General features: G+C 73.9%; 14 protein-coding genes. 4 read left to right on the forward strand and 10 right to left on the reverse strand.

Annotation, left to right across the window (positions count from 1 at the left end):
- On the forward strand, nt 1–768 hold a 768-nt coding region (locus ADL08_RS31665; protein WP_078970595.1), incomplete at its 5' end, for a hypothetical protein.
- Nucleotides 769–874: 106 nt separating this feature from the next.
- Here ADL08_RS31665 and ADL08_RS31670 read toward each other — a convergent pair.
- From ADL08_RS31670 to mfd, 3 genes are all read right to left on the reverse strand, one after another.
- Complete coding sequence (locus tag ADL08_RS31670) at nt 875–1621, reverse strand: hypothetical protein (protein WP_053649108.1); 747 nt, start codon at nt 1619–1621, stop codon at nt 875–877.
- A gap of 106 nt (nt 1622–1727) precedes the next feature.
- The gene (locus ADL08_RS31675; protein WP_053649153.1) at nt 1728–2396 is read right to left on the reverse strand and encodes an HNH endonuclease family protein; all 669 of its coding nucleotides are present in this window, start codon (nt 2394–2396) and stop codon (nt 1728–1730) included.
- Between the two features lie 337 nt (nt 2397–2733).
- A complete protein-coding gene (gene mfd / locus ADL08_RS31680) occupies nt 2734–6267 on the reverse strand; it encodes a transcription-repair coupling factor (protein WP_053649110.1) in 3534 nt (1177 codons plus the stop codon).
- 241 nt (nt 6268–6508) lie between these two features.
- On the opposite strand from mfd, the gene ADL08_RS31685 reads away from it, so the two are divergent.
- Both ADL08_RS31685 and ADL08_RS31690 read left to right on the forward strand, forming a co-directional pair.
- Nucleotides 6509–6778 carry a type II toxin-antitoxin system Phd/YefM family antitoxin gene (locus ADL08_RS31685; RefSeq protein WP_053649112.1) on the forward strand — a complete coding sequence of 90 codons (270 nt, stop codon included), beginning with the start codon at nt 6509–6511 and terminating at the stop codon, nt 6776–6778.
- Nucleotides 6775–7143: a type II toxin-antitoxin system VapC family toxin gene (locus ADL08_RS31690; protein WP_053649114.1), complete on the forward strand. Its 369-nt coding sequence runs from the start codon at nt 6775–6777 to the stop codon at nt 7141–7143. Before ADL08_RS31685 ends, ADL08_RS31690 begins: the two co-directional genes overlap by 4 nt.
- A 61-nt stretch (nt 7144–7204) precedes the next feature.
- Here ADL08_RS31690 and ADL08_RS31695 read toward each other — a convergent pair whose 3' ends face one another.
- Entirely contained in the window at nt 7205–9778 is a 2574-nt protein-coding gene (locus ADL08_RS31695; RefSeq protein WP_053649116.1) for an ABC transporter permease, read from the reverse strand.
- The gene (locus tag ADL08_RS31700; RefSeq protein ID WP_053649118.1) at nt 9775–10563 is read right to left on the reverse strand and encodes an ABC transporter ATP-binding protein; all 789 of its coding nucleotides are present in this window, start codon (nt 10561–10563) and stop codon (nt 9775–9777) included. Before ADL08_RS31700 ends, ADL08_RS31695 begins: the two co-directional genes overlap by 4 nt.
- Nucleotides 10564–10759: 196 nt before the next feature.
- Between ADL08_RS31700 and ADL08_RS31705 the strand changes: the two genes are divergently transcribed.
- Nucleotides 10760–12316, forward strand: a complete 1557-nt coding sequence (locus tag ADL08_RS31705; RefSeq protein ID WP_053649120.1) for an MFS transporter — start codon at nt 10760–10762, stop codon at nt 12314–12316.
- Between the two features lie 14 nt (nt 12317–12330).
- Here the strand turns inward: ADL08_RS31705 and ADL08_RS31710 are convergent, their stop codons facing one another.
- From ADL08_RS31710 to ADL08_RS31730, 5 genes are all read right to left on the reverse strand, one after another.
- A complete protein-coding gene (locus ADL08_RS31710) occupies nt 12331–12915 on the reverse strand; it encodes a hypothetical protein (protein WP_053649122.1) in 585 nt (194 codons plus the stop codon).
- A complete protein-coding gene (locus ADL08_RS31715; protein ID WP_078968523.1) occupies nt 12915–13319 on the reverse strand; it encodes a VOC family protein in 405 nt (134 codons plus the stop codon). Before ADL08_RS31715 ends, ADL08_RS31710 begins: the two co-directional genes overlap by 1 nt.
- Nucleotides 13320–13459: 140 nt before the next feature.
- Complete coding sequence (locus ADL08_RS31720; RefSeq protein WP_053649124.1) at nt 13460–14386, reverse strand: hypothetical protein; 927 nt, start codon at nt 14384–14386, stop codon at nt 13460–13462.
- A gap of 126 nt (nt 14387–14512) precedes the next feature.
- On the reverse strand, nt 14513–17155 hold the full coding sequence (locus tag ADL08_RS31725) for an SUKH-4 family immunity protein (protein ID WP_053649126.1): 2643 nt from the start codon (nt 17153–17155) through the stop codon (nt 14513–14515).
- A 7-nt stretch (nt 17156–17162) separates the two neighbouring features.
- Nucleotides 17163–18161 (reverse strand): SMI1/KNR4 family protein, encoded by a 999-nt coding sequence (locus ADL08_RS31730; RefSeq protein ID WP_053649128.1) that lies wholly within the window; start codon nt 18159–18161, stop codon nt 17163–17165.
- Between the last annotated feature and the right edge of the window lie 23 nt (nt 18162–18184).

Genomic DNA, 18184 nt, shown 5'->3' on the forward strand with positions numbered 1-18184 from the left:
GCCCCCGCCCCCGCCCCCACCCGCTTCCGCCCGCGTGCGCACCGCACCGCCGTCGCCGCCCTCCTGTGCGCGGCCGTCGCGGCCGGGGCCTCCGCCTGCGGGCCGTTCTCGGAGGACGTGAAGCCCTCGGGGCCCTTCGCGGGGCTGACCGGCTCGCAGATCGTCGACGAGGCGTTCGCGGCGACGGCTGCGGCCGAGTCCCTGACGGTGGAGGTCGACACGACGTCCGAGGGCGAGCGGACGAGGGCCTACGTCTCCCTGGACGGCACCGGGAAGTGCGCCGGCACGCTGACCACGGGCACGGCCGCCACGACCGAACTGATCAGGGCCGACCGGAAGAACGTGTACCTGCGCTTCGACGAGGCGTCCCTGAGGGAGCAGACCGAGGACGAGTCCCCGGAGGTGCGGGAGGGCGTGCTCAAGACCCTCAAGGGCCGCTGGGTCGAGATGCCGGCCTCCGAACCCGAGGCGAAGGAGGCCGTGGAGATGTGCGACCCGAAGACGCTCCTCGGCGGCTTCGAGCAGGGGGCGAGCGGCATCGTGCGGGGCGGGGAGACCACCGTCGGCGGCCGGAAGGCGCTCGCGCTGACGGAGCCGGGCGACGGCGGCGAGACGAGCACGGTCTACGTGGCCACGGAGGGCACGCCGTACGTGCTGCGCATCGTCACGAAGGGCGGCGACGAGCCGGGGACGATCACCTTCACCCAGTACGGGAAGCCGGTCGCGGCGAAGGCCCCGGCGGCGAAGGACATCGCGGACCTGGACTGAGCCCGAGGGGGGCGTGTGAGGGGGGCGCGTGAGGGGGGCCGTCGCAGGGGAGCGGCCCCCCTCACGCGTGCGCGTGGCGGTGCGTGCGCGTGGCGGTGCGGGCGCGTCAGACGCGGTGCCGGACCCACACGTTCGGCTCGACGTAGACCGCGTAGCCCCGCGAGACCTCGCAGTGGACCGGGACGAGCGCGCCCTCGACCTCGACCGGGCCGTCCGTGTCGAAGGGGAGGCCGGTCCACTTCCGCCACTGCTCGACCGAGCCGGGGACCGTCATCGACGCCGGGGCCACCGCCTCGACCGCACCGCCCGCGCGCACGTGGACGCGGAGCCACGGGTCGTGCGGCAGGCCGTCGGACTCGCGGGTGCGGAAGGCGTACTCGTGGAGGGAGGACCCGGGCTCCAGGTGCTTGCCGTTGGGGCGGACCGGGGCGACCAGCTCGGAGAAGCCGCGCGCGGCCGTGTTCTCCCGCAGGGCGGTGAGCATCCGGTGCGAGACGCCCCGCCCCAGGAAGGCCTTGTCGACCGTGATCTCGATGGCGCTGACCGTGTCGGGCTCCCGGCCCTGCCTCAGGTCGGAGAAGGCCCAGAGCAGCACCTCGTCCCAGCCCCGGTCGGGCAGCGCGCGGCGGCCGTCCAGGTCGAGCCGGAAGGGGACGCTGAACCCGCGCGCGACGAACCTCCCGTCGGCGTCGGTGGCGACGAGCACGTACTCCGGGAACCGCCGCACGATCTGGCCCATGTTCGCCCAGCCCACCGGGTCGTACATCATGAACTCGGGCCAGAGGTGGCGCATGTCCCACATCGGCCCTTCCAGTCCGGGGCGCTCGGCGAGGGTCGATATGTTCAGGTCCATGCGGGCAGAGTAAAGATCGTTCCGGCGGCGGCCAACCGGTTTTCCTGCGGTTTTCCCCCGGAACCGGTCGCGGACCTCCCGTCGGGCCGCCTCCTCGCGGGAGCTCCTACGGAAGCTTCTGCTGCGGGCAGTCGCGGAGGACCCGCTTCATCGCGTCCCGCTCCCCCTCCGTCACCCACACCCGGTACTTCTTCTTCACCGCGACCTGCCGGGCCACGTACGTGCAGCGGTACCCGTTGTTCGGCGGCAGCCAGGTGGCGGCGTCGCCGTCGGACTTGCGGCGGTTGGTGGAGGCGTCGACGGCGAGGAGGTTGAGCGGGTCGTTGGCGAAGCGGCGCCGGGTCTCCGCGTCCCACTGCCGCGCCCCCTTCTGCCAGGCGTCGGAGAGCGCCACGACGTGGTCGATGTCGACCTTGCTGCGGCCCCGGACGTAGGGGACGGTGGTGCCGGTGTACGGGTCGTCGGTGAGGGTGCCCGAGGCGACCTTGCAGCGACCGTCCGTGTAGCGGACCCCGGTCAGGTCCCGCTTGAGGATGTCGTCGCGGGTGCCGCAGCCGTTGCGGTCGACGTCCACCCAGCCGCGCCCGAACGCGTCCCGGTCGTACCCCGTCTTCGGGGCGCGGCCCTTGACGGTCAGGGAGTCCACGGCGGCGAGCGCCGTCTCGGGCGCGGGCGTCCTCCCGGTGGTGCCGCCGCCGGTCACGGGGGAACAGGCGGCGACCATGAGGGCGGCGGCGGCGAGGGCCGGGGCGGCGAAGGTTCTTCGGTACGTCATCGGCACGATGAGATCCTAGGTCGGGCGGCGCGGAGGCCCTCCGGCCCCGGGGTGTCCGGGTTCCCCCGTTTCCGGGGAGTCACACCTCGCCGATGCCGAGGGTGTTCTCGGCGGGCAGCGGGCCCGAGCCGATCACGGCGAGCCGGGGGCCGCCGAGGAGTCCGGCGAGGCGGTCGGCGTCCTCGGGGCCGAGGGCGGCCCAGGCGGCGGCCAGCTCGCCCGTACCCCGCTCGGCCCCGGCCCGCGGGGCGGGACCCGGAGGAGTGCTTCCGCTCGCCGACCGGCCTGCTCTTCACGCGGCGGGAGCAGGGGCGGTCCCGGAGGACCGCCCCGCGCCTCACGACCCCAGGATCGTCGTCAGGAACTCCCCGGTCCACGCCAGGAGTTCGCGGCCCACCACCGGCTTGCCGCCGATCTTGCCCGCCGTCGGGCGCGGGACCAGGATCTGGTGGACGGCCGGCTTGATCACCGTGCGCGGGTGGAGGCGCTTGAGGCGCAGCTCCTGGGACTCGCGCAGCTCCACCGGCGCGAAGCGGATGTTCGGGCCCTGGAGGACGATCTCGCCGACCCCGCAGGCGCGGGCCAGCATCCGCAGGCCCGCCACCAGGAGCAGGTTCTCCACCGGCTCGGGCAGCTTGCCGTAGCGGTCGGTCAGCTCCTCCCGCACGGCCCTGATGTCCTCCTCCGAGTTCGCCGAGGCGATGGCCCGGTAGGCCTGGAGGCGCAGCCGCTCCCCCGGCGCGTAGTCGTGCGGCACGTGCGCGTCGACCGGCAGCTCGATCTTGACCTCCAGGGGCGGCTCCTCCTCCGCCCCGCCGTCGAGCGACGCCCGGTAGTCCGCGACCGCCTCGCCGACCATCCGCACGTACAGGTCGAAGCCGACGCCCGCGATGTGGCCGGACTGCTCGCCGCCGAGCAGGTTGCCCGCGCCCCGGATCTCCAGGTCCTTCATGGCCACGTACATGCCCGCGCCCATCTCGGTGTGCTGGGCGATCGTCGCGAGCCGCTCGTGCGCGGTCTCCGTCAGCGGCTTCTCCGGCGGGTAGAGGAAGTACGCGTAGCCCCGGTCGCGGCCCCGGCCGACCCGGCCGCGCAGCTGGTGGAGCTGCGACAGCCCGAAGTTGTCGCCGCGCTCCACGATGAGGGTGTTGGCGTTGGAGATGTCGATGCCGGACTCCACGATCGTCGTGGACACGAGCACGTCGAACTTCTTCTCCCAGAAGTCGACCACGACCTGTTCGAGGGCGCCCTCGCTCATCTGGCCGTGCGCGGTCGCGATCCGCGCCTCGGGCACGATCTCGCGCAGCCGCGCCGCCGCCCGGTCGATGGAGTCGACCCGGTTGTGGATGTAGAAGACCTGGCCCTCGCGCAGGAGTTCGCGCCGGATCGCGGCGCCGATCTGCTTCTCCTCGTACGGGCCGACGAAGGTGAGGACCGGGTGGCGCTCCTCCGGCGGGGTGGTGATCGTGGACATCTCGCGGATGCCGGTGACCGCCATCTCCAGCGTGCGGGGGATGGGGGTGGCCGACATGGTGAGCACGTCGACGTTGGCCCGGAGCTTCTTCAGCTGCTCCTTGTGCTCGACGCCGAACCGCTGCTCCTCGTCCACGATCACCAGGCCGAGGTCCTTGAACTTCGTCTCGGAGGAGAAGAGGCGGTGGGTGCCGATGACGATGTCCACCGAGCCGTCCCGCAGCCCCTCCAGGGTCGCCTTCGACTCGGTCTCCGACTGGAAGCGGGACAGGGCCCGCACCTTCACCGGGAACTGCGAGTACCGCTCGGAGAAGGTCCCGAAGTGCTGCTGCACGAGCAGCGTCGTCGGCACCAGGACCGCGACCTGCTTGCCGTCCTGGACGGCCTTGAAGGCCGCCCGGACCGCGATCTCCGTCTTGCCGTAGCCGACGTCGCCGCAGATCAGGCGGTCCATGGGGACGGTCTTCTCCATGTCCTCCTTCACCTCGGCGATGGTGGACAGCTGGTCGGGCGTCTCCGCGTACGGGAAGGCGTCCTCCAGCTCGCGCTGCCAGGGGGTGTCGGGGGCGAAGGCGTGGCCGGGGGCCGCCATCCGCGCCGAGTACAGCTTGATCAGGTCGGCGGCGATCTCCTTGACGGCCTTCTTCGCGCGCGCCTTCGTCTTCGTCCAGTCCGCGCCGCCGAGCCGGTGCAGGGTCGGCGCCTCGCCGCCCACGTACTTGGTGACCTGCTCCAGCTGGTCGGTCGGGATGTAGAGCCGGTCGCCGGGCTGGCCGCGCTTCGCGGGCGCGTACTCCACGAGCAGGTACTCGCGGGTGGCGCCCTGCACGGTCCGCTGGACCATCTCGACGTACCGGCCGACGCCGTGCTGCTCGTGCACGATGTAGTCGCCGACCTCCAGGGTCAGCGGGTCGATCGTCTTGCGCCGCTTGGCGGGCATCCGCTGCCCGTCCTTGCCGGCCGCCTTCTGCCCGGACAGGTCGGTCTCGGTGAGGACGGCCAGCTTCAGGCCGGGGTCGACGAAGCCGTGGTCGATGGAGCCGCAGGCCACGTGGACGACCGAGGGCGCGATCCCGGTCAGGTCGGGGTCGAGGCGGGCGGCGATGCCCTCGCCGCCGAGGACCTCGACCGTGCGGGACGCGGGGCCGTGGGCCTCCGTCACGTAGACCGTGCGCCAGCCGTCGGCCAGCCAGCCCTTGGTGTCGGCGAGCGCGCGGGCGGTGTCGCCGCGGTACGACTCGGGGGCGCGCATGCCGAGGGCGAGGGTGTCGCCGCCGGCGTCGGCCGCGTCCGCCGCGAACGGCGACACCGACCACCAGGGCATGCCCAGCTCGCGCGCCCGGTCCCGGACGTCCGCGATGCCCCGCAGGGAGGCCGCGCCGACGTCGATCGGGGCCTCGCCGCCGCCGGCGGTCGCCGCCCAGGACGCCTGGAGGAACTCCTGGCTGGTCGCGACCAGGTCCGCGGCCCGGGTCCGCACCCGCTCGGGGTCGCAGACCACGGCCATGGAGCCCTCGGGCAGCACGTCGAGCAGCAGCTCCATGTCGTCGACGAGGACCGGTGCGAGGGACTCCATGCCCTCGACCGCGATGCCCTGCGCGATCTTGTCGAGCAGCTCGGCCAGCTCCGGGTGCTCCTCGGCCAGGGCCGCCGCCCGCTCCCGCACGGAGTCGGTGAGGAGCAGCTCGCGGCAGGGCGGCGCCCACAGGCCGTGCTCGGCGACCTCCAGGGACCGCTGGTCGGCCACCTTGAAGTAGCGGATCTCCTCGACGTCGTCGCCCCAGAACTCGATCCGGAGCGGGTGCTCCTCGGTGGGCGGGAAGACGTCCAGGATGCCGCCGCGCACGGCGAACTCGCCGCGCTTCTCGACCAGCTCCACCCGGGAGTACGCGGCGGCGGCCAGGCCCGCCACGACCTCGTTCAGATCGGCCGTCTGCCCCGACCGCAGTGCCACGGGCTCCAGGTCGCCCAGGCCCTTGACCTGCGGCTGGAGCACCGAGCGGATGGGCGCGACGACCACGCTGACCGGCCCGGCCGCCGGGTCGTCGTCGCGGGGGTGCGCGAGGCGGCGCAGTACGGCGAGGCGGCGGCCGACGGTGTCGGAGCGGGGCGAGAGGCGCTCGTGCGGCAGGGTCTCCCAGGAGGGGTACTCGGCGACCGTGTCGGGGTCGAGGAGCGAGCGCAGCGCGGCGGCCAGGTCCTCGGCCTCCCGGCCGGTCGCGGTCACCGCGAGCACCGGCCGCCCCGAGTCCCGGGCGAGCGCGGCCAGGGCGAACGGGCGCGCGGCGGCGGGGCCGACCAGGTCCACGTGCGGCCGGTTCCCGTCGGCTGCGGCCTTCACCGCCTCGGTGAGGGCGGCGTCCTTGACGACGGCGTCGAGCAGACCGTGCAGGCTCATGGGGCTTTCCATCCCGGAACTGGAGGTGCGGACAACGCGAACGGCCCGGCACGTCGTACGGGCCGGGTGGTCCCGGACGCGTTCGGCCCGGGCGTCCCCAGCCTACGACGTGCCACTGTCACCCGCCCGAAGGAACCCGGCCACTCGGGAGAGTGAAGCGACTGGCTGGTGTGCCGCTTGTACGACTAAGATTAGTCCAGCACTTAGTCCACCTTGCTCCGCCTAGCTGTGAGAGGCCGCGATGGAAGCAGCCCGGCAGTACAACGTCCACGAGGCGAAGACCCACTTCTCCAAGATCCTGGAGGCGGTCGCGACCGGCGAGGAGGTGATCATCAGCAAGTCCGGAGAACCGGTCGCGAAGGTGATCCCGCTGGCCGGAAAGGTCCTCCGCACCGACTACGGCTCCCTCCGGGGGCGCATCACCGTCGCCGACGACTTCGACGACCTCCCCGACGGCTTCGCCGAGGCGTTCGGGGACGAGGCGGACGAGCCGTCCGGAGTCGCCGAGTGAAGCTCCTGCTCGACACGCACGTCGTCCTCTGGTGGCTCAACGGCGACCTCCCGGACGAGACCCGCGATCTCCTGGCCCGGGAGCGCTGGGTGTACATGAGCGCCGTCACTCCGTGGGAGCTCTCCGTCAAGCAGGCCACCGGCAAGCTCGACGCCCCCGCCGACGTGGCGGAACGGGCCAGGGACACCCAGTTCCTGGCCCTGCCGGTCGTCGCGGAGCACGGCATCCGCGCCGGACAGCTCCCGCCCCACCACCGCGACCCCTTCGACCGGATACTGATCGCCCAGGCGCAGACCGAGGGGCTCACGCTCGTCACCCGGGACAAGCACATCCCCCGCTACGACGTGCCCGTGCTCACCGTCTGAGCAGCCGTACGGCCCCGGTACGCGTGCGTACCGGGGCCGTACGTGTCCCTGCGTACGACCGCTACTCGCTCGCGATCGCGCTCAGGACGTTCATCCGGCCCGCCCGGAACGCCGGGACCAGGGCCGCGAAGAGGCCCACGAAGGCCGAGGCGACGAAGACGGTGAGGATCGTCGGCCAGGGGATCTCCAGGACGCCGAGGCCCTCCAGGGCGAGGAGCTTCTGGGCGGCGGTGCCCCAGCCCATGCCCAGGCCGAGGCCGAGGAGCGCGCCGAAGAGGGCGATGACCACCGACTCCAGGCGGATCATGCGGCGCAGTTGGCGGCGGGAGAGGCCGATGGCCCGCATGAGGCCGATCTCCCGGGTCCGCTCGACGACCGACAGGGCCAGGGTGTTCACGACGCCGAGGACCGCGACGACGATCGCCAGGGCGAGGAGCCCGTACACGATGTTGAGCAGCTGTCCGACCTGGTCCTGGAGCTCCTCCTTGTAGTCGGCCTGGTTGCTGACCTTGTACTGCGGGTAGGGCGCGAGCGCGTCCTTCAGGGCCTGGTAGGCCTGCGTCTCCTGGCCGTCCTTCGCGCCGGCGAAGAGCAGCAGGCTGTGCGGCACCCGGTCGGCCGGCAGGTGGCGGGCGGCGGTGGTGACGTTGGTGTACATCACTCCCTTGTCGACGTTCGCCTCGTCCGAGGTGATCGCCGCGACCTTCAGCCGCGCCGGCTTCCCGCCCTTGAAGGCGACGGTCAGCACGTCGCCGACCTTCACGCCGTGCGCGGTGGCGTAGTCGCTGCCGACGGACACGGCGCCCGGCCCGTAGGCGTCCGCGAGCCGGCCGGCGGTGGTCTCCCGGCGCAGGTCCTGCGCGTACGTCGGGTCGGCGGCGGCCAGGCCCTGCTCGGCCTTCTTCCCGCGCGGGTCGGTGACGGTGACGTCGAGCCACTTGTACTCGGTGACGTGGTCGATGCTGGAAACCTTCTCCAGGGCGGCCTGCGCCTGCGGCACGATCGGCTGGCCGGTGCCGGACTGGACGATGAAGTCGGCGCCGACGGAGCGGTCCAGCTCCTCGGTGGCGGAGGCCACCATGGAGGAGCCGACCACCGACAGGCAGGCGACGAGCGCCAGGCCGATCATGAGGGCGGCGCCGGTGGCGCCGGTGCGGCGCGGGTTGCGCAGGGCGTTGCGCTCGGCCATCCGGCCGACGGGCCCGAAGACCCGCAGGACGACGACGCCCAGGACGCGGACGACCCCGCCGGCGAGGAGCGGGCCGACGACGACGAAGCCGAGCAGGGAGAGGACGACGCCGAGGCCGAGCCAGCCGGAGCCGGGAGCGGCCTCCTCGGAGCGGGCGGCGGCCACGAGGGCGGCGGCTCCGGCGGCCGTGAGGGCGAGGCCGATCGCGCCCCGGACCCGGCCGGCCCTGCCGTCGGCGGGGGTGCCCGCGTCGCGCAGGGCGGCCATCGGGGAGATCCTGCCCGCCCGGCGGGCCGGGACGTAGGCGGCGAGGACGGTGACGACGACGCCGAGGACGACGCCGACGACCGGGGTCGTCCACTTCACGGTGAGGTCGCCGGTGGAGAGCTCCATGCCCACGGCGGACATCAGCTTCATCAGGCCGACGGCGAGGCCGACGCCGGCCGCGACGCCGGCGGCCGAGCCGACCAGGCCGAGGAGCAGCGCCTCGATCAGGACGGAGCGGTTGACCTGCTTGCGGCTCGACCCGATGGCCCGCATGAGGCCGATCTCGCGGGTGCGCTGGGCGACCAGCATGGAGAAGGTGTTGACGATGAGGAAGACGCCGACGAGGAGGGCGATCCCGGCGAAGCCGAGCATGGCGTACTTCATGACGTCGAGGAATCCGGCGATGTCCTCGCGGCCCGCGTCGGCGGCCTCGGCGGCCGTCTGGAGCTTGTAGCCGTCGCCGAGGGCGGCGGCGACGTTCGCCTTGAGGGCCTCGTCGCTCACGCCGGGTGCGGCGTCGGCCGTGATCTGGGTGAACAGGCCTTCCTTGCCGAGGAGTTCGCGCTGGGCGGTGGCGGTGTCGAAGTAGACGAGGGTGGCACCGGGGTTGGTGACCTTGAAGTCGACGATGCCGGAGATCTTCGCGGTGAAGTCGCCGGTGACGGAGATGGTCCGCAGCTCGTCGCCGAGCTTCAGGCCGTGCTTCTCGGCGGTGGCGCCGTCCACGACGACGTCGGTGGGGCCGCGCGGCTCGTGGCCGGAGGCGATCTCCACCGAACGCAGCTCGTTCGGGCTCCAGTTGACGGCGATCGTCGGGGCGCCGCCGGTTGGGCCGACGTTCTTGTTCCTCGCGTCGACGACGGTGACGCCCAGGGAGACGACCGCGCCCTGCGCGTTCCGGGCGCCCTCGGCCTTCGCGACCTTCTCCAGGAGCGCGGCGGGGAAGGTCTCGGGCCGGCCGGTCTGCGGGATCTCGTCGTCGGCCGCCGCGCCCCCGGGGCTGACGGTGACGTCGGAGGCGGTGGTGGCGAAGAGCTTGTCGAACGTCGTGTTCATCGTGTCCGTGAAGACCAGGGTCCCGGAGACGAACGCGACGGAGAGCAGGACGGCGACGGCGGAGAGCGCCATCCGCCCCTTGTGCGCGAGGAAGTTGCGCAGGGAGGTCTTGAGGACGCTCATGAGGTCCGCCCGCGCGCGTCGAAGTCCTTCATGCGGTCGAGGACGGCCTCGGCGGTGGGGCGCTCCATCTCGTCGACGATCTTCCCGTCGGCGAGGTAGAGGACGCGGTCGGCGTAGGAGGCGGCGACCGGGTCGTGGGTGACCATGACGATCGTCTGCCCCAGCTCGTCCACCGAGGTGCGCAGGAAGCCCAGGACCTCGGCGCCGGCCCGCGAGTCGAGGTTTCCGGTCGGCTCGTCGCCGAAGATGATCTCGGGCCGGGCGGCGAGCGCGCGGGCCACGGCCACGCGCTGCTGCTGACCGCCGGAGAGCTCGTTCGGCCGGTGCTTGAGCCGCTCGGACAGGCCGACGGTGTCGACGACCCGGCGCAGCCAGTCGGCGTCCGGCCTGCGGCCCGCGATGTCCATCGGCAGCGTGATGTTCTCGATGGCGCTCAGGGTCGGCAGCAGGTTGAACGCCTGGAAGATGAAGCCGATCCGGTCCCGGCGCAGCTGCGTCAGCTTCTTGTCCTTGAGCCCGGTGATCTCGGTCTCGTCCAGGAAGATCTGCCCGCCGGTGACGGTGTCGAGCCCGGCGAGGCAGTGCATCAGGGTGGACTTGCCGGAGCCCGAGGGCCCCATGATCGCGGTGAACCGGCCGCGGGCGATGTCCACGTCGACGGAGTCGAGCGCGACGACCCGGGTCTCCCCCGAGCCGTACGCCTTGACGACCTGGCGCGCCCTCGCGGCGACGGCCGTAGCCCCTCCAGTACCCCCGTGCCTGGGGACGGTCACAGCCGAAGTCACGGTTTTCTCCTCGGGTCGGAACAGTGGTGGTTTGTAAGTCCAAGTTAAGGAGCGGGGACGGGACTTCTCCTCCTCCGCCGGTACGACAGGCCCCTGGGCCCTCTGGGGGAGGAGCCCCTAGGGGTTCCTCCACCCGTGGTCCGAGTGGCACGCTGTCCGCGGGAATTTAGGTGTACGAAGAAAGGAAGGGCGTACGGTGACCGAGCCGTCGACGACACGGGCCGGGACCGGCCCGTCCTCCGCCCCCGCACCGACGCGCCGGGGACCCGTCGTCGCCGCGCTCATGCTCGGGATGGGGCTCGCCGCGATCGACGGCACGATCGTGTCCACGGCCGTCCCCCAGATCGTCGGCGACCTCGGCGGACTCGCCGTCTTCTCCTGGCTGTTCTCCGGCTACCTGCTCGCCGTCACCGTCACCCTGCCGGTCTACGGGAAGCTCAGCGACACCTTCGGCCGCAAACCGGTCCTGGTCGCCGGGGTCGTCCTCTTCCTCGCCGGCTCCCTGCTGTGCGCCGCCGCCTGGAACATGGCGTCCCTCATCGCCTTCCGGGTCGTCCAGGGCCTCGGCGGCGGCGCGCTCCAGGGCACGATCCAGACGATCGCCGCCGACCTGTACCCGCTGAAGGAGCGCCCGAAGATCCAGGCGAAGCTGTCCTCCGTCTGGGCCGCCTCCTCGGTCGCGGGCCCGGCGGCGGGCGGCCTCCTCGCGGGCTACGCCGACTGGCGCTGGATCTTCCTGATCAACCTGCCGGTCGGGCTCGTGGCGCTGTGGCTGATCTGCCGCTACCTGGTGGAACCCGAACAGGGCGCACCACGCGCGGGGGCAAGGAAACCGGAGGCACGCGCGCGCGTACGGATCGACTGGGCCGGCGCGCTCTGCGTCTTCGCCACCGGCGCCCTGCTCCTCACCGCCCTCGTCCAGGGCGGCGTCGCCTGGCCCTGGCTCTCCGCGCCCTCCCTCGGGCTCCTCGGCGGGGCGGCCGTCCTCGGCGCCGTGACCGTCCTCGTGGAGCGGCGCGCCGCCGAACCGATCATCCCCGGATGGGTCTGGCGCCGCCGTACGATCGCCGCCGTCAACCTCGCGCTCGGGGCCCTCGGCCTGCTCATGGTCGCCCCGACCGTCTTCCTCCCCACGTACGCCCAGTCCGTCCTGGGGCTCGGCCCGATCGCGGCCGGGTTCGTCCTGTCGGTGATGACCCTGAGCTGGCCCGTCAGCGCGGCGTTCTCGAACCGGGTCTACACCCGCATCGGCTTCCGTCGCACCGCGATCCTCGGGATCTCCGGCGCGCTGCTCGTCCTGCTCGCCTTCCCGCTGCTCCCGTTCCCCGGGGAGCCCTGGCAGCCCGCGCTCCTGATGCTGCTGCTCGGCGCGGCCCTCGGACTCTTCCAACTGCCCCTGATCGTCGGCGTCCAGTCGACCGTCCCGTACGAGGAGCGGGGCACGACCACCGCGTCCGTCCTCTTCTGCCGCCAGGTCGGCCAGAGCGTCGGCGCGGCCGTCTTCGGCGCCGTCGCGAACGGCGTCCTGGCCGCCCGCCTCGGCGGCGACGGCGACCTGGACACCCTGGCCCGCGCCCTGGACTCCCCCGGGTCCCTGCCGCCCGCGACGACGGACCTCCTGCGCCGCGCGGTCGACGCGGCGGTGGACTACGTCTACCTGGGCGCGGCGGGAGCGGCCGCCCTGGCCCTCCTGGTCCTGCTCGTCCTCGCGCCCCGCCGCTTCCCCGTGCTGAAGGACCCCGGAGAGGGGTGAGAGCCGGACGGGCCCTAGGGGGTGTCCGGAAAGTCCCGGTGCGCGTCGAGCCAGCGGCGCGCCGCCGGGCCGACCGGGGGCTCGCCCGGGTGGTCCAGGGATCCGTCCGCCACGACCTCGGCCCAGTTCCGGAGCACCCGCGAACGGTGCGGCGCCTTCAGCACCGAGGTGCTGATGTCGTGCTCCCACGTCGTCGCGAAGAGCAGCACGTTCCCGTCGAGCGAGAGCATGCGGAACTCGGGACGGCAGGAGGCGCTGCCGAGCGGTCCGGCGGCCCCCGCGCCCATGATGTCCCACTCGCTCCGCAGCTCGACGCAGATCCACCGCGCCGGTTCGTCCTCCTCCGGCGCCCACGCGAGCAGGAACCTGCGGTCGGTCTCGGAGAAGAGCCCTCCTTCGACCGCCAGCCGGTACCAGTCGGCGTTCGCCCTCTCCCGCAGCCGCGGTTCGAGAACGTCCAGCATCGCCTCGACGCGTCCGTCGGAGGCCGGGCAGCTCGCGGCCTGACCGGTGACGACGGTCGGGACGAGCCCGTCGGGCTCGGTCCACCCGTCCACGATCCGCAGTCCCGCCGCGGCGAGGGATTCCACGGCCCCCATCATGCGGTCCCGGACGAGGACTCCTGCGCCACGGACGGGAGCGTCGGGCAGAAGGGGTGTCCGGCCGGGTCCAGGAGGACCCGCCAACGGTCGGGGCGGGGCTGGTCGGCGGGGACGGTCGCGCCCAGCGCGACGAGCCGGGCCTCCGCCGCGTCGAAGTCGTCGACGTCGAAGTCCAGGTGCGTCTGCTGCGGAACGTCCTGGCCGGGCCAGGACGGGGGCCGGTAGCCCTCGACGCGCTGAAAGCCGAGGAAGGGACCGGACCCGGCCGGGCCCCGGGAGAGGCCCGCGAACCCGGCGGTCGAACGGTCGTGGAGCGGAAGCCCGGTGGCCCGGTGGTAGAAGTCGGCCAGGGCCAGGGGATCGGCGCGGTCGAGGGTGACGGCCGTCAGCTTCATGGTCATGAGCAGGAACCTAGACGGGCGGGTCGGTGCCGCGCGACACGATTCCCCTCCCGCCGAAGCGGGGCGCCCGCCACCGGCCGTCCGCCACCGGCCGTCCGCCACCGGCCGTCCGCCACCGGCCGTCCGCCACCGGCCGTCCGCTACCGGCCGTCCGTCTCCGGCTCCGCTTCCGTCTCCGGCTTCTCTTCCGTTTCCGGCTTCGGGTCCCCCTCCGGACCCCGCCCCGTCAGCGCCGCCAGCGAGTCGCGGATGTGCTCCATGTGGGAGTGGATCTCGTCCCGGGCCTCCTCGTGCTCCCGCAGGACCCGTTCCGTCGCGCGCTCGGTCCGTTCGGCGTTCGAACGGGCCCCGGCGAGGAGCTCCGACGCCTTCGCCTCCGCGTCCTCCTGGCCGTGGCGGGCCCGCTCCCCGGTCTCCGACAGGAGCCGCCGGGCCTCCGCGAGACGGGCCTCCGCGCGGCCGAACAGCTCCTCGTGGAGCGCTTCCTGCTCGCCCGTACGGGCCTGCTCCCCGCGCTCGGCCTCCTCCCGCACCGCCTTCTGCTCGGCCGCCAGCTCCGCCAGGAGCTCCGCCGCGCGCCGCCCGGTCTCCTCGAAGACCTCCCGGGCCGCCGACCGCAGCTCCGCCGCCTCGCGGTCCGCCTCCGCCGCCAGCTCCCCGGCCCGCCCCCGCGCGGCCTCCAGGGTCGCGCGGGCCTTCGCCTCCGCCGCCTCGCGGACGCCCTCCGCGTACGCCCGCGCCGACTCCGCCGCCTCCCGGGCCGCCGCGCCGGCCGCCTCGGCGAGGGCCTGCGCGTCGGCCTCGGCCGCGCGGACCAGCGCCTCGTCCTCCGCCTCGGCGAGCTCCAGGATCTTCCGGGCCCGCCCGCCCAGCGACTCGTACCGCTGCGGCGGCAGCGCCTCGGCGGTCTCCCGGAGCCGTACGAGCTCCGCCTCCCGCTCCTCCAGGAAGACAGTGAGCCGCGCCGCCCGCTCCCGGGCGCCGTCGCGTTCCCCGGAGAGCGCGGCGAGGAGGCGGTCGACCTGCTCGGGGCGGTAACCCCGCCCCCGCCCGACAGCGAAACTCATCCCTGACGCCCCTTCCCTGTGGCCCGAACGTCCAGGATGCTCCATCAGAACGGACAAAAGGCGCCCAACGTGTACACACGCCGAGCGCCTTTCGTCACATTCCGTCCGTCCGTGGACCGGACACGGTCAGAGCAGACCGTCCCACATCTGCTCCAGGAGCACCGACCACCAGTTCTCCGGCGACGACAGCGCCGCCGGATCCAGCATCGCCAGCTGCGCCTGGAAGTCCACCGTCCAGCGGCCCGCCTGCTCCGGATTCAGCCCGAACCGCAGCCGCCACATCCGGCCCAGCAGCGCCATCGACCGCGTGAACTCCGGAAGCCCGGTGTTCACGAACTGCGGCGGCACCGACTGCCCGCCCGGACCGGCCTCCACCGGCACCGCCACGATGTGCGCGGTCCCGTACTGGACGCACAGCGCCCGCCCGAAGTCCGAACCGAGCACCAGGTACGAGCTCGCGTCCGGCGCCGCCGGAACCTGCCGCTGCGCCGCCAGCTCCGCCAGCGTCGGCACCACCGGCACCGCCGGCTGCGCCCAGAAGAACGGACCGAAGTCCGCCGGCAGACCCGCCCACACCAGCGTGCGCGCCACCAGCTCCGGCACGCCCTGCCGGGACACCGCCCGCTGGTCGAACCGGAGGACGCCCGGACCGAACGCCCCGGCCAGCTCCTGCGCGATCGCCTCCGGCGGGACCGGCTGCACCGGCTGCACCGGCGGCAGCGGCGCCCGCACCGGCGCGGGCCGCGCCGGACCGTCCGCGACCTGGTGCAACTCGCCCTGATGCGTGAGCAGCTGCCGCATGCCCTGCTGCCGGCCCGCGTGGTCGCGACCGTACGGGGCGATGCTGGTGATCCGCGCCTGCGGCCACGTCTCCCGGATCATCCGCGCGCAGTAACCGCCCGGCAGCTCGCAGGACTCCAGCTCCGTGTGCAGTTCCAGCACCTGCTGCGGCGGCACGTTCATCGCGCGCAGCTCGTGCAGGATCTGCCACTCCGGGTGCGGGGTGCCGGGCGCCGAACGCCGGATGATCTGCGCCTCGGAGCCGTCGGGCGCCCGATAGCGCAGCACCGCCTGGTAACCGGGACCGACCGTCGGCCGGCCCGCCGGCTGCTGCGGATACCCGTACGCGGGCGGCGGCGTGTGCCCCCCGTGCACCGGCGGCGCCGGGGCGGGCGGGGGCGGCGGACCGGCCGGACCACCGGGGCCCGGCTGCGCCAGCATCGTCGCCGCGTGCGCGACACCACCCGGAGGCGTACCGGGCACGCCCGGCGGCGGCGGAGGCGGCGGAGGCACCCCCGGACCGGCCGGACCGGGCTGCGCCAGCATCGTCGCCGCGTGGTGCACGGGCTGCGGCGGCGTCACGGGACCCGGCGGGGCGGGCGGCGGCCCCGGCTGCGCGGGCGGCCGGGGCGGCTGGGGCCCTTCGGGCCCGAGCTGCGACACCAACTGCGTCGGGATGTACGCGTTGCCGCCCGACGACGCGCCCGGCACGCCCGGAACACCCGGCGGGGGCGGCGGGCCGACCGGACCGCGCCCGCTCTTCGGCGGCGGCGTGGCCTTGCTCGTCGCGGCGTCCGCGATGTCCCCGGTGCCCGAGGGCCCGGGCGGCGGAGGCGGCGGGGCGGCCGGACCCGGCGGGACCGGCGGGGCGACACCTGGCAGGGGCGGCGCGGCCGGGTCGAGCCGGGGCGCGACGGCGGTCGGCGGCAGCGCGCTGCCGCCCTTCATCAGGGCGGTCGGCGCGTCGGCGCCCACCACCGGCGGCGGGGCGTCCTCGTCGTCCGTCCCCGACAGCGGCGGCGCGAAGACGGTCGCGGGCAGCGGCACCGCCCCGTCCGCACCGCCGGAACTCGCGTTCGCGTCCACCCACGGGCTGCCCACGGGCCCGGGGGCGGGCGGGGCCGCCGGAACCACGGGCGGCGGAGGCGCGACCGGCGGCACGGGCGCGGCCGCGGGGACACCGTCCATCGCGGTCGGCTCGTAGGCGTCGTCGGAAGCGGGGACGGGAGCGGACCCGGGCGTGGATCCGGGTGTGGATCCGGTCGCGGAGGTCCCCTGGGCCGGAGTCCCGGAAGCCGGAGCCACCGGGCCGGAAGCCGGGCCGGAGACCGGGGCCGCGTCCGCCACCCGGGCGCCCGGCGTTCCGGACGCCCCGGACGCCGCGGACGCCGCGGACACCTCCGGCACCGGCTCGGAACCCGCCGAGGACGCGGACACCGACCCGGACGATGCCGACGACACCGGCACCCCGGAAGAAGCCGAGGACGCGGAGGAAGCCGAAGACGCCGAAGACGCCGACGGCACCGGCCCCGTCCCGTCCACCACGTCCGACACGTCGTCCACCGGACCCGCCGCACTCGCGCTCTCCTGCGAGGCGTGCGGCTCCTCCCTCGGCAGCCCGACCTTGTCCGCCGCGTCCTGCAACCACTCCGGCGGCGTCAGCAGGAACGACGTCTGGTTCAGATCGATCCGGGCCGCCGGCACCGCCGCCTGCGCCGGCACCTCCTCCGCGGACCCGTACTCCTCCTCGTACCGCCGGATCACCTCGCCCACCGGCAGCCCCGGCCACAGCGTCGCCTCACCGCTGTCCCGCGCGATCACCAGCCGCTGCCGCCCGCCGTCCGACGTCGGACCGCCCTCGCGGTCCTCCGCCCACACCACGAACCCCAGCCCGAACTCCCGCACCCGCACCTCACGGTGCTGATGGCCCGGCAGATCGCCGTTGATCCACTCCTCGGCGCGCTCCTGCGCCTGCGCGAACGTCACCACAGCCAGCTCACTCCCCCACCGGGACCACGGGCACGGCGCGCGCGAAGCCGCCGTCCACCATCAGGTTCGCCACCGTCTCCAGCTCCGGCGGATTGCCCGCGAGCCGCCGGAGGAACGCGTCGAAGTCCGCGCCACAGGGCAGCAGCAGCCGCTCCACCCGCTCGTTCACCGTCCAGCCCGCCGCCGCCCCACCGGCGTCCCGCGCGTCGTCGTAGGCGCAGAACCACACCGAACCGACCGCGTCGCCCCGCACCTTCAGGGCGACCAGACCCCCCTGCACGAACGCCACGCCCAGGTAATCCTTCGTCAGGTGGTCACGGAGGCACTTGTTCACGTACACGAGGTCGTTGACCCCGGCCTCCTCCCGCACCGTGAAGAACGGCTGGTCCACCAGCAGCCCCAGCTCCGCGTCGAGCGCCGCCCCCACCGGAGCACACCCGCCCGCCGCCCTCAGGAACGAGCGGTACGCCCCCGGAAGCCGGTAGCCCAGGTCCTCCTCGACCCCCTGGAGCTGCTGCTCCGACACCGACACCCCGCCCTTCGGCAACCCGAAGTGCGCCGGCCGCGTCTCCTGGAGCGGACGCGTGCCCCGCTTCGCCTGGTCCACGGCGGCCGTCGCCACCCCGCCGTGGTGCCGCAGCAGCGCCTTCACCTCGACCGGCACCAGCTCCATCCGGCGGCTGTGCGCCACGTGGTGCCAGGTCCAGCCGTGCGGCGTCGCCACCGCCGGAATCGTGTCCCACAGCTCGTGCCCCGTCGCGGCCATCGCCGCGTTCGCCGACACGTAGTCCGTGAGCCGCAGCTCGTCGACGCCGAAGCCCTCCGGCGGATCCGCGATCTCCGCCGCCGCGCGCGCGTACGGCGAGAAGTCCGGGTAGCCGCGCCCGTCCACCCGCACACCCCTGGGGTGCCGGGAGGCACGGACCGGATCCGGGAAGTGCACGACCTGCCCGGCGTAGGCCGCGTTCGGTGGCGCGGTGTCCTGCCCGAGCCGACCTGTCGTCATGGCGGTTGCCCCCTGCATGGCGT

This window comes from Streptomyces sp. NRRL F-6492, from assembly GCF_001280125.1.
Taxonomy (GTDB): domain Bacteria; phylum Actinomycetota; class Actinomycetes; order Streptomycetales; family Streptomycetaceae; genus Streptomyces.

Excerpts from the sequence above, each read along its gene's own strand:
- ADL08_RS31715 (WP_078968523.1), bottom strand. The coding sequence starts at position 13,319 with ATGACCATGAAGCTGACGGCCGTCACCCTCGACCGCGCCGATCCCCTG.
- ADL08_RS31720 (WP_053649124.1), bottom strand. The coding sequence starts at position 14,386 with ATGAGTTTCGCTGTCGGGCGGGGGCGGGGTTACCGCCCCGAGCAGGTC.
- ADL08_RS31730 (WP_053649128.1), bottom strand. The coding sequence starts at position 18,161 with ATGACGACAGGTCGGCTCGGGCAGGACACCGCGCCACCGAACGCGGCC.
- mfd (WP_053649110.1), bottom strand. The coding sequence starts at position 6,267 with ATGAGCCTGCACGGTCTGCTCGACGCCGTCGTCAAGGACGCCGCCCTC.
- ADL08_RS31685 (WP_053649112.1), top strand. The coding sequence starts at position 6,509 with ATGGAAGCAGCCCGGCAGTACAACGTCCACGAGGCGAAGACCCACTTC.
- ADL08_RS31675 (WP_053649153.1), bottom strand. The coding sequence starts at position 2,396 with ATGACGTACCGAAGAACCTTCGCCGCCCCGGCCCTCGCCGCCGCCGCC.
- ADL08_RS31710 (WP_053649122.1), bottom strand. The coding sequence starts at position 12,915 with ATGGGGGCCGTGGAATCCCTCGCCGCGGCGGGACTGCGGATCGTGGAC.
- ADL08_RS31695 (WP_053649116.1), bottom strand. The coding sequence starts at position 9,778 with ATGAGCGTCCTCAAGACCTCCCTGCGCAACTTCCTCGCGCACAAGGGG.
- ADL08_RS31670 (WP_053649108.1), bottom strand. The coding sequence starts at position 1,621 with ATGGACCTGAACATATCGACCCTCGCCGAGCGCCCCGGACTGGAAGGG.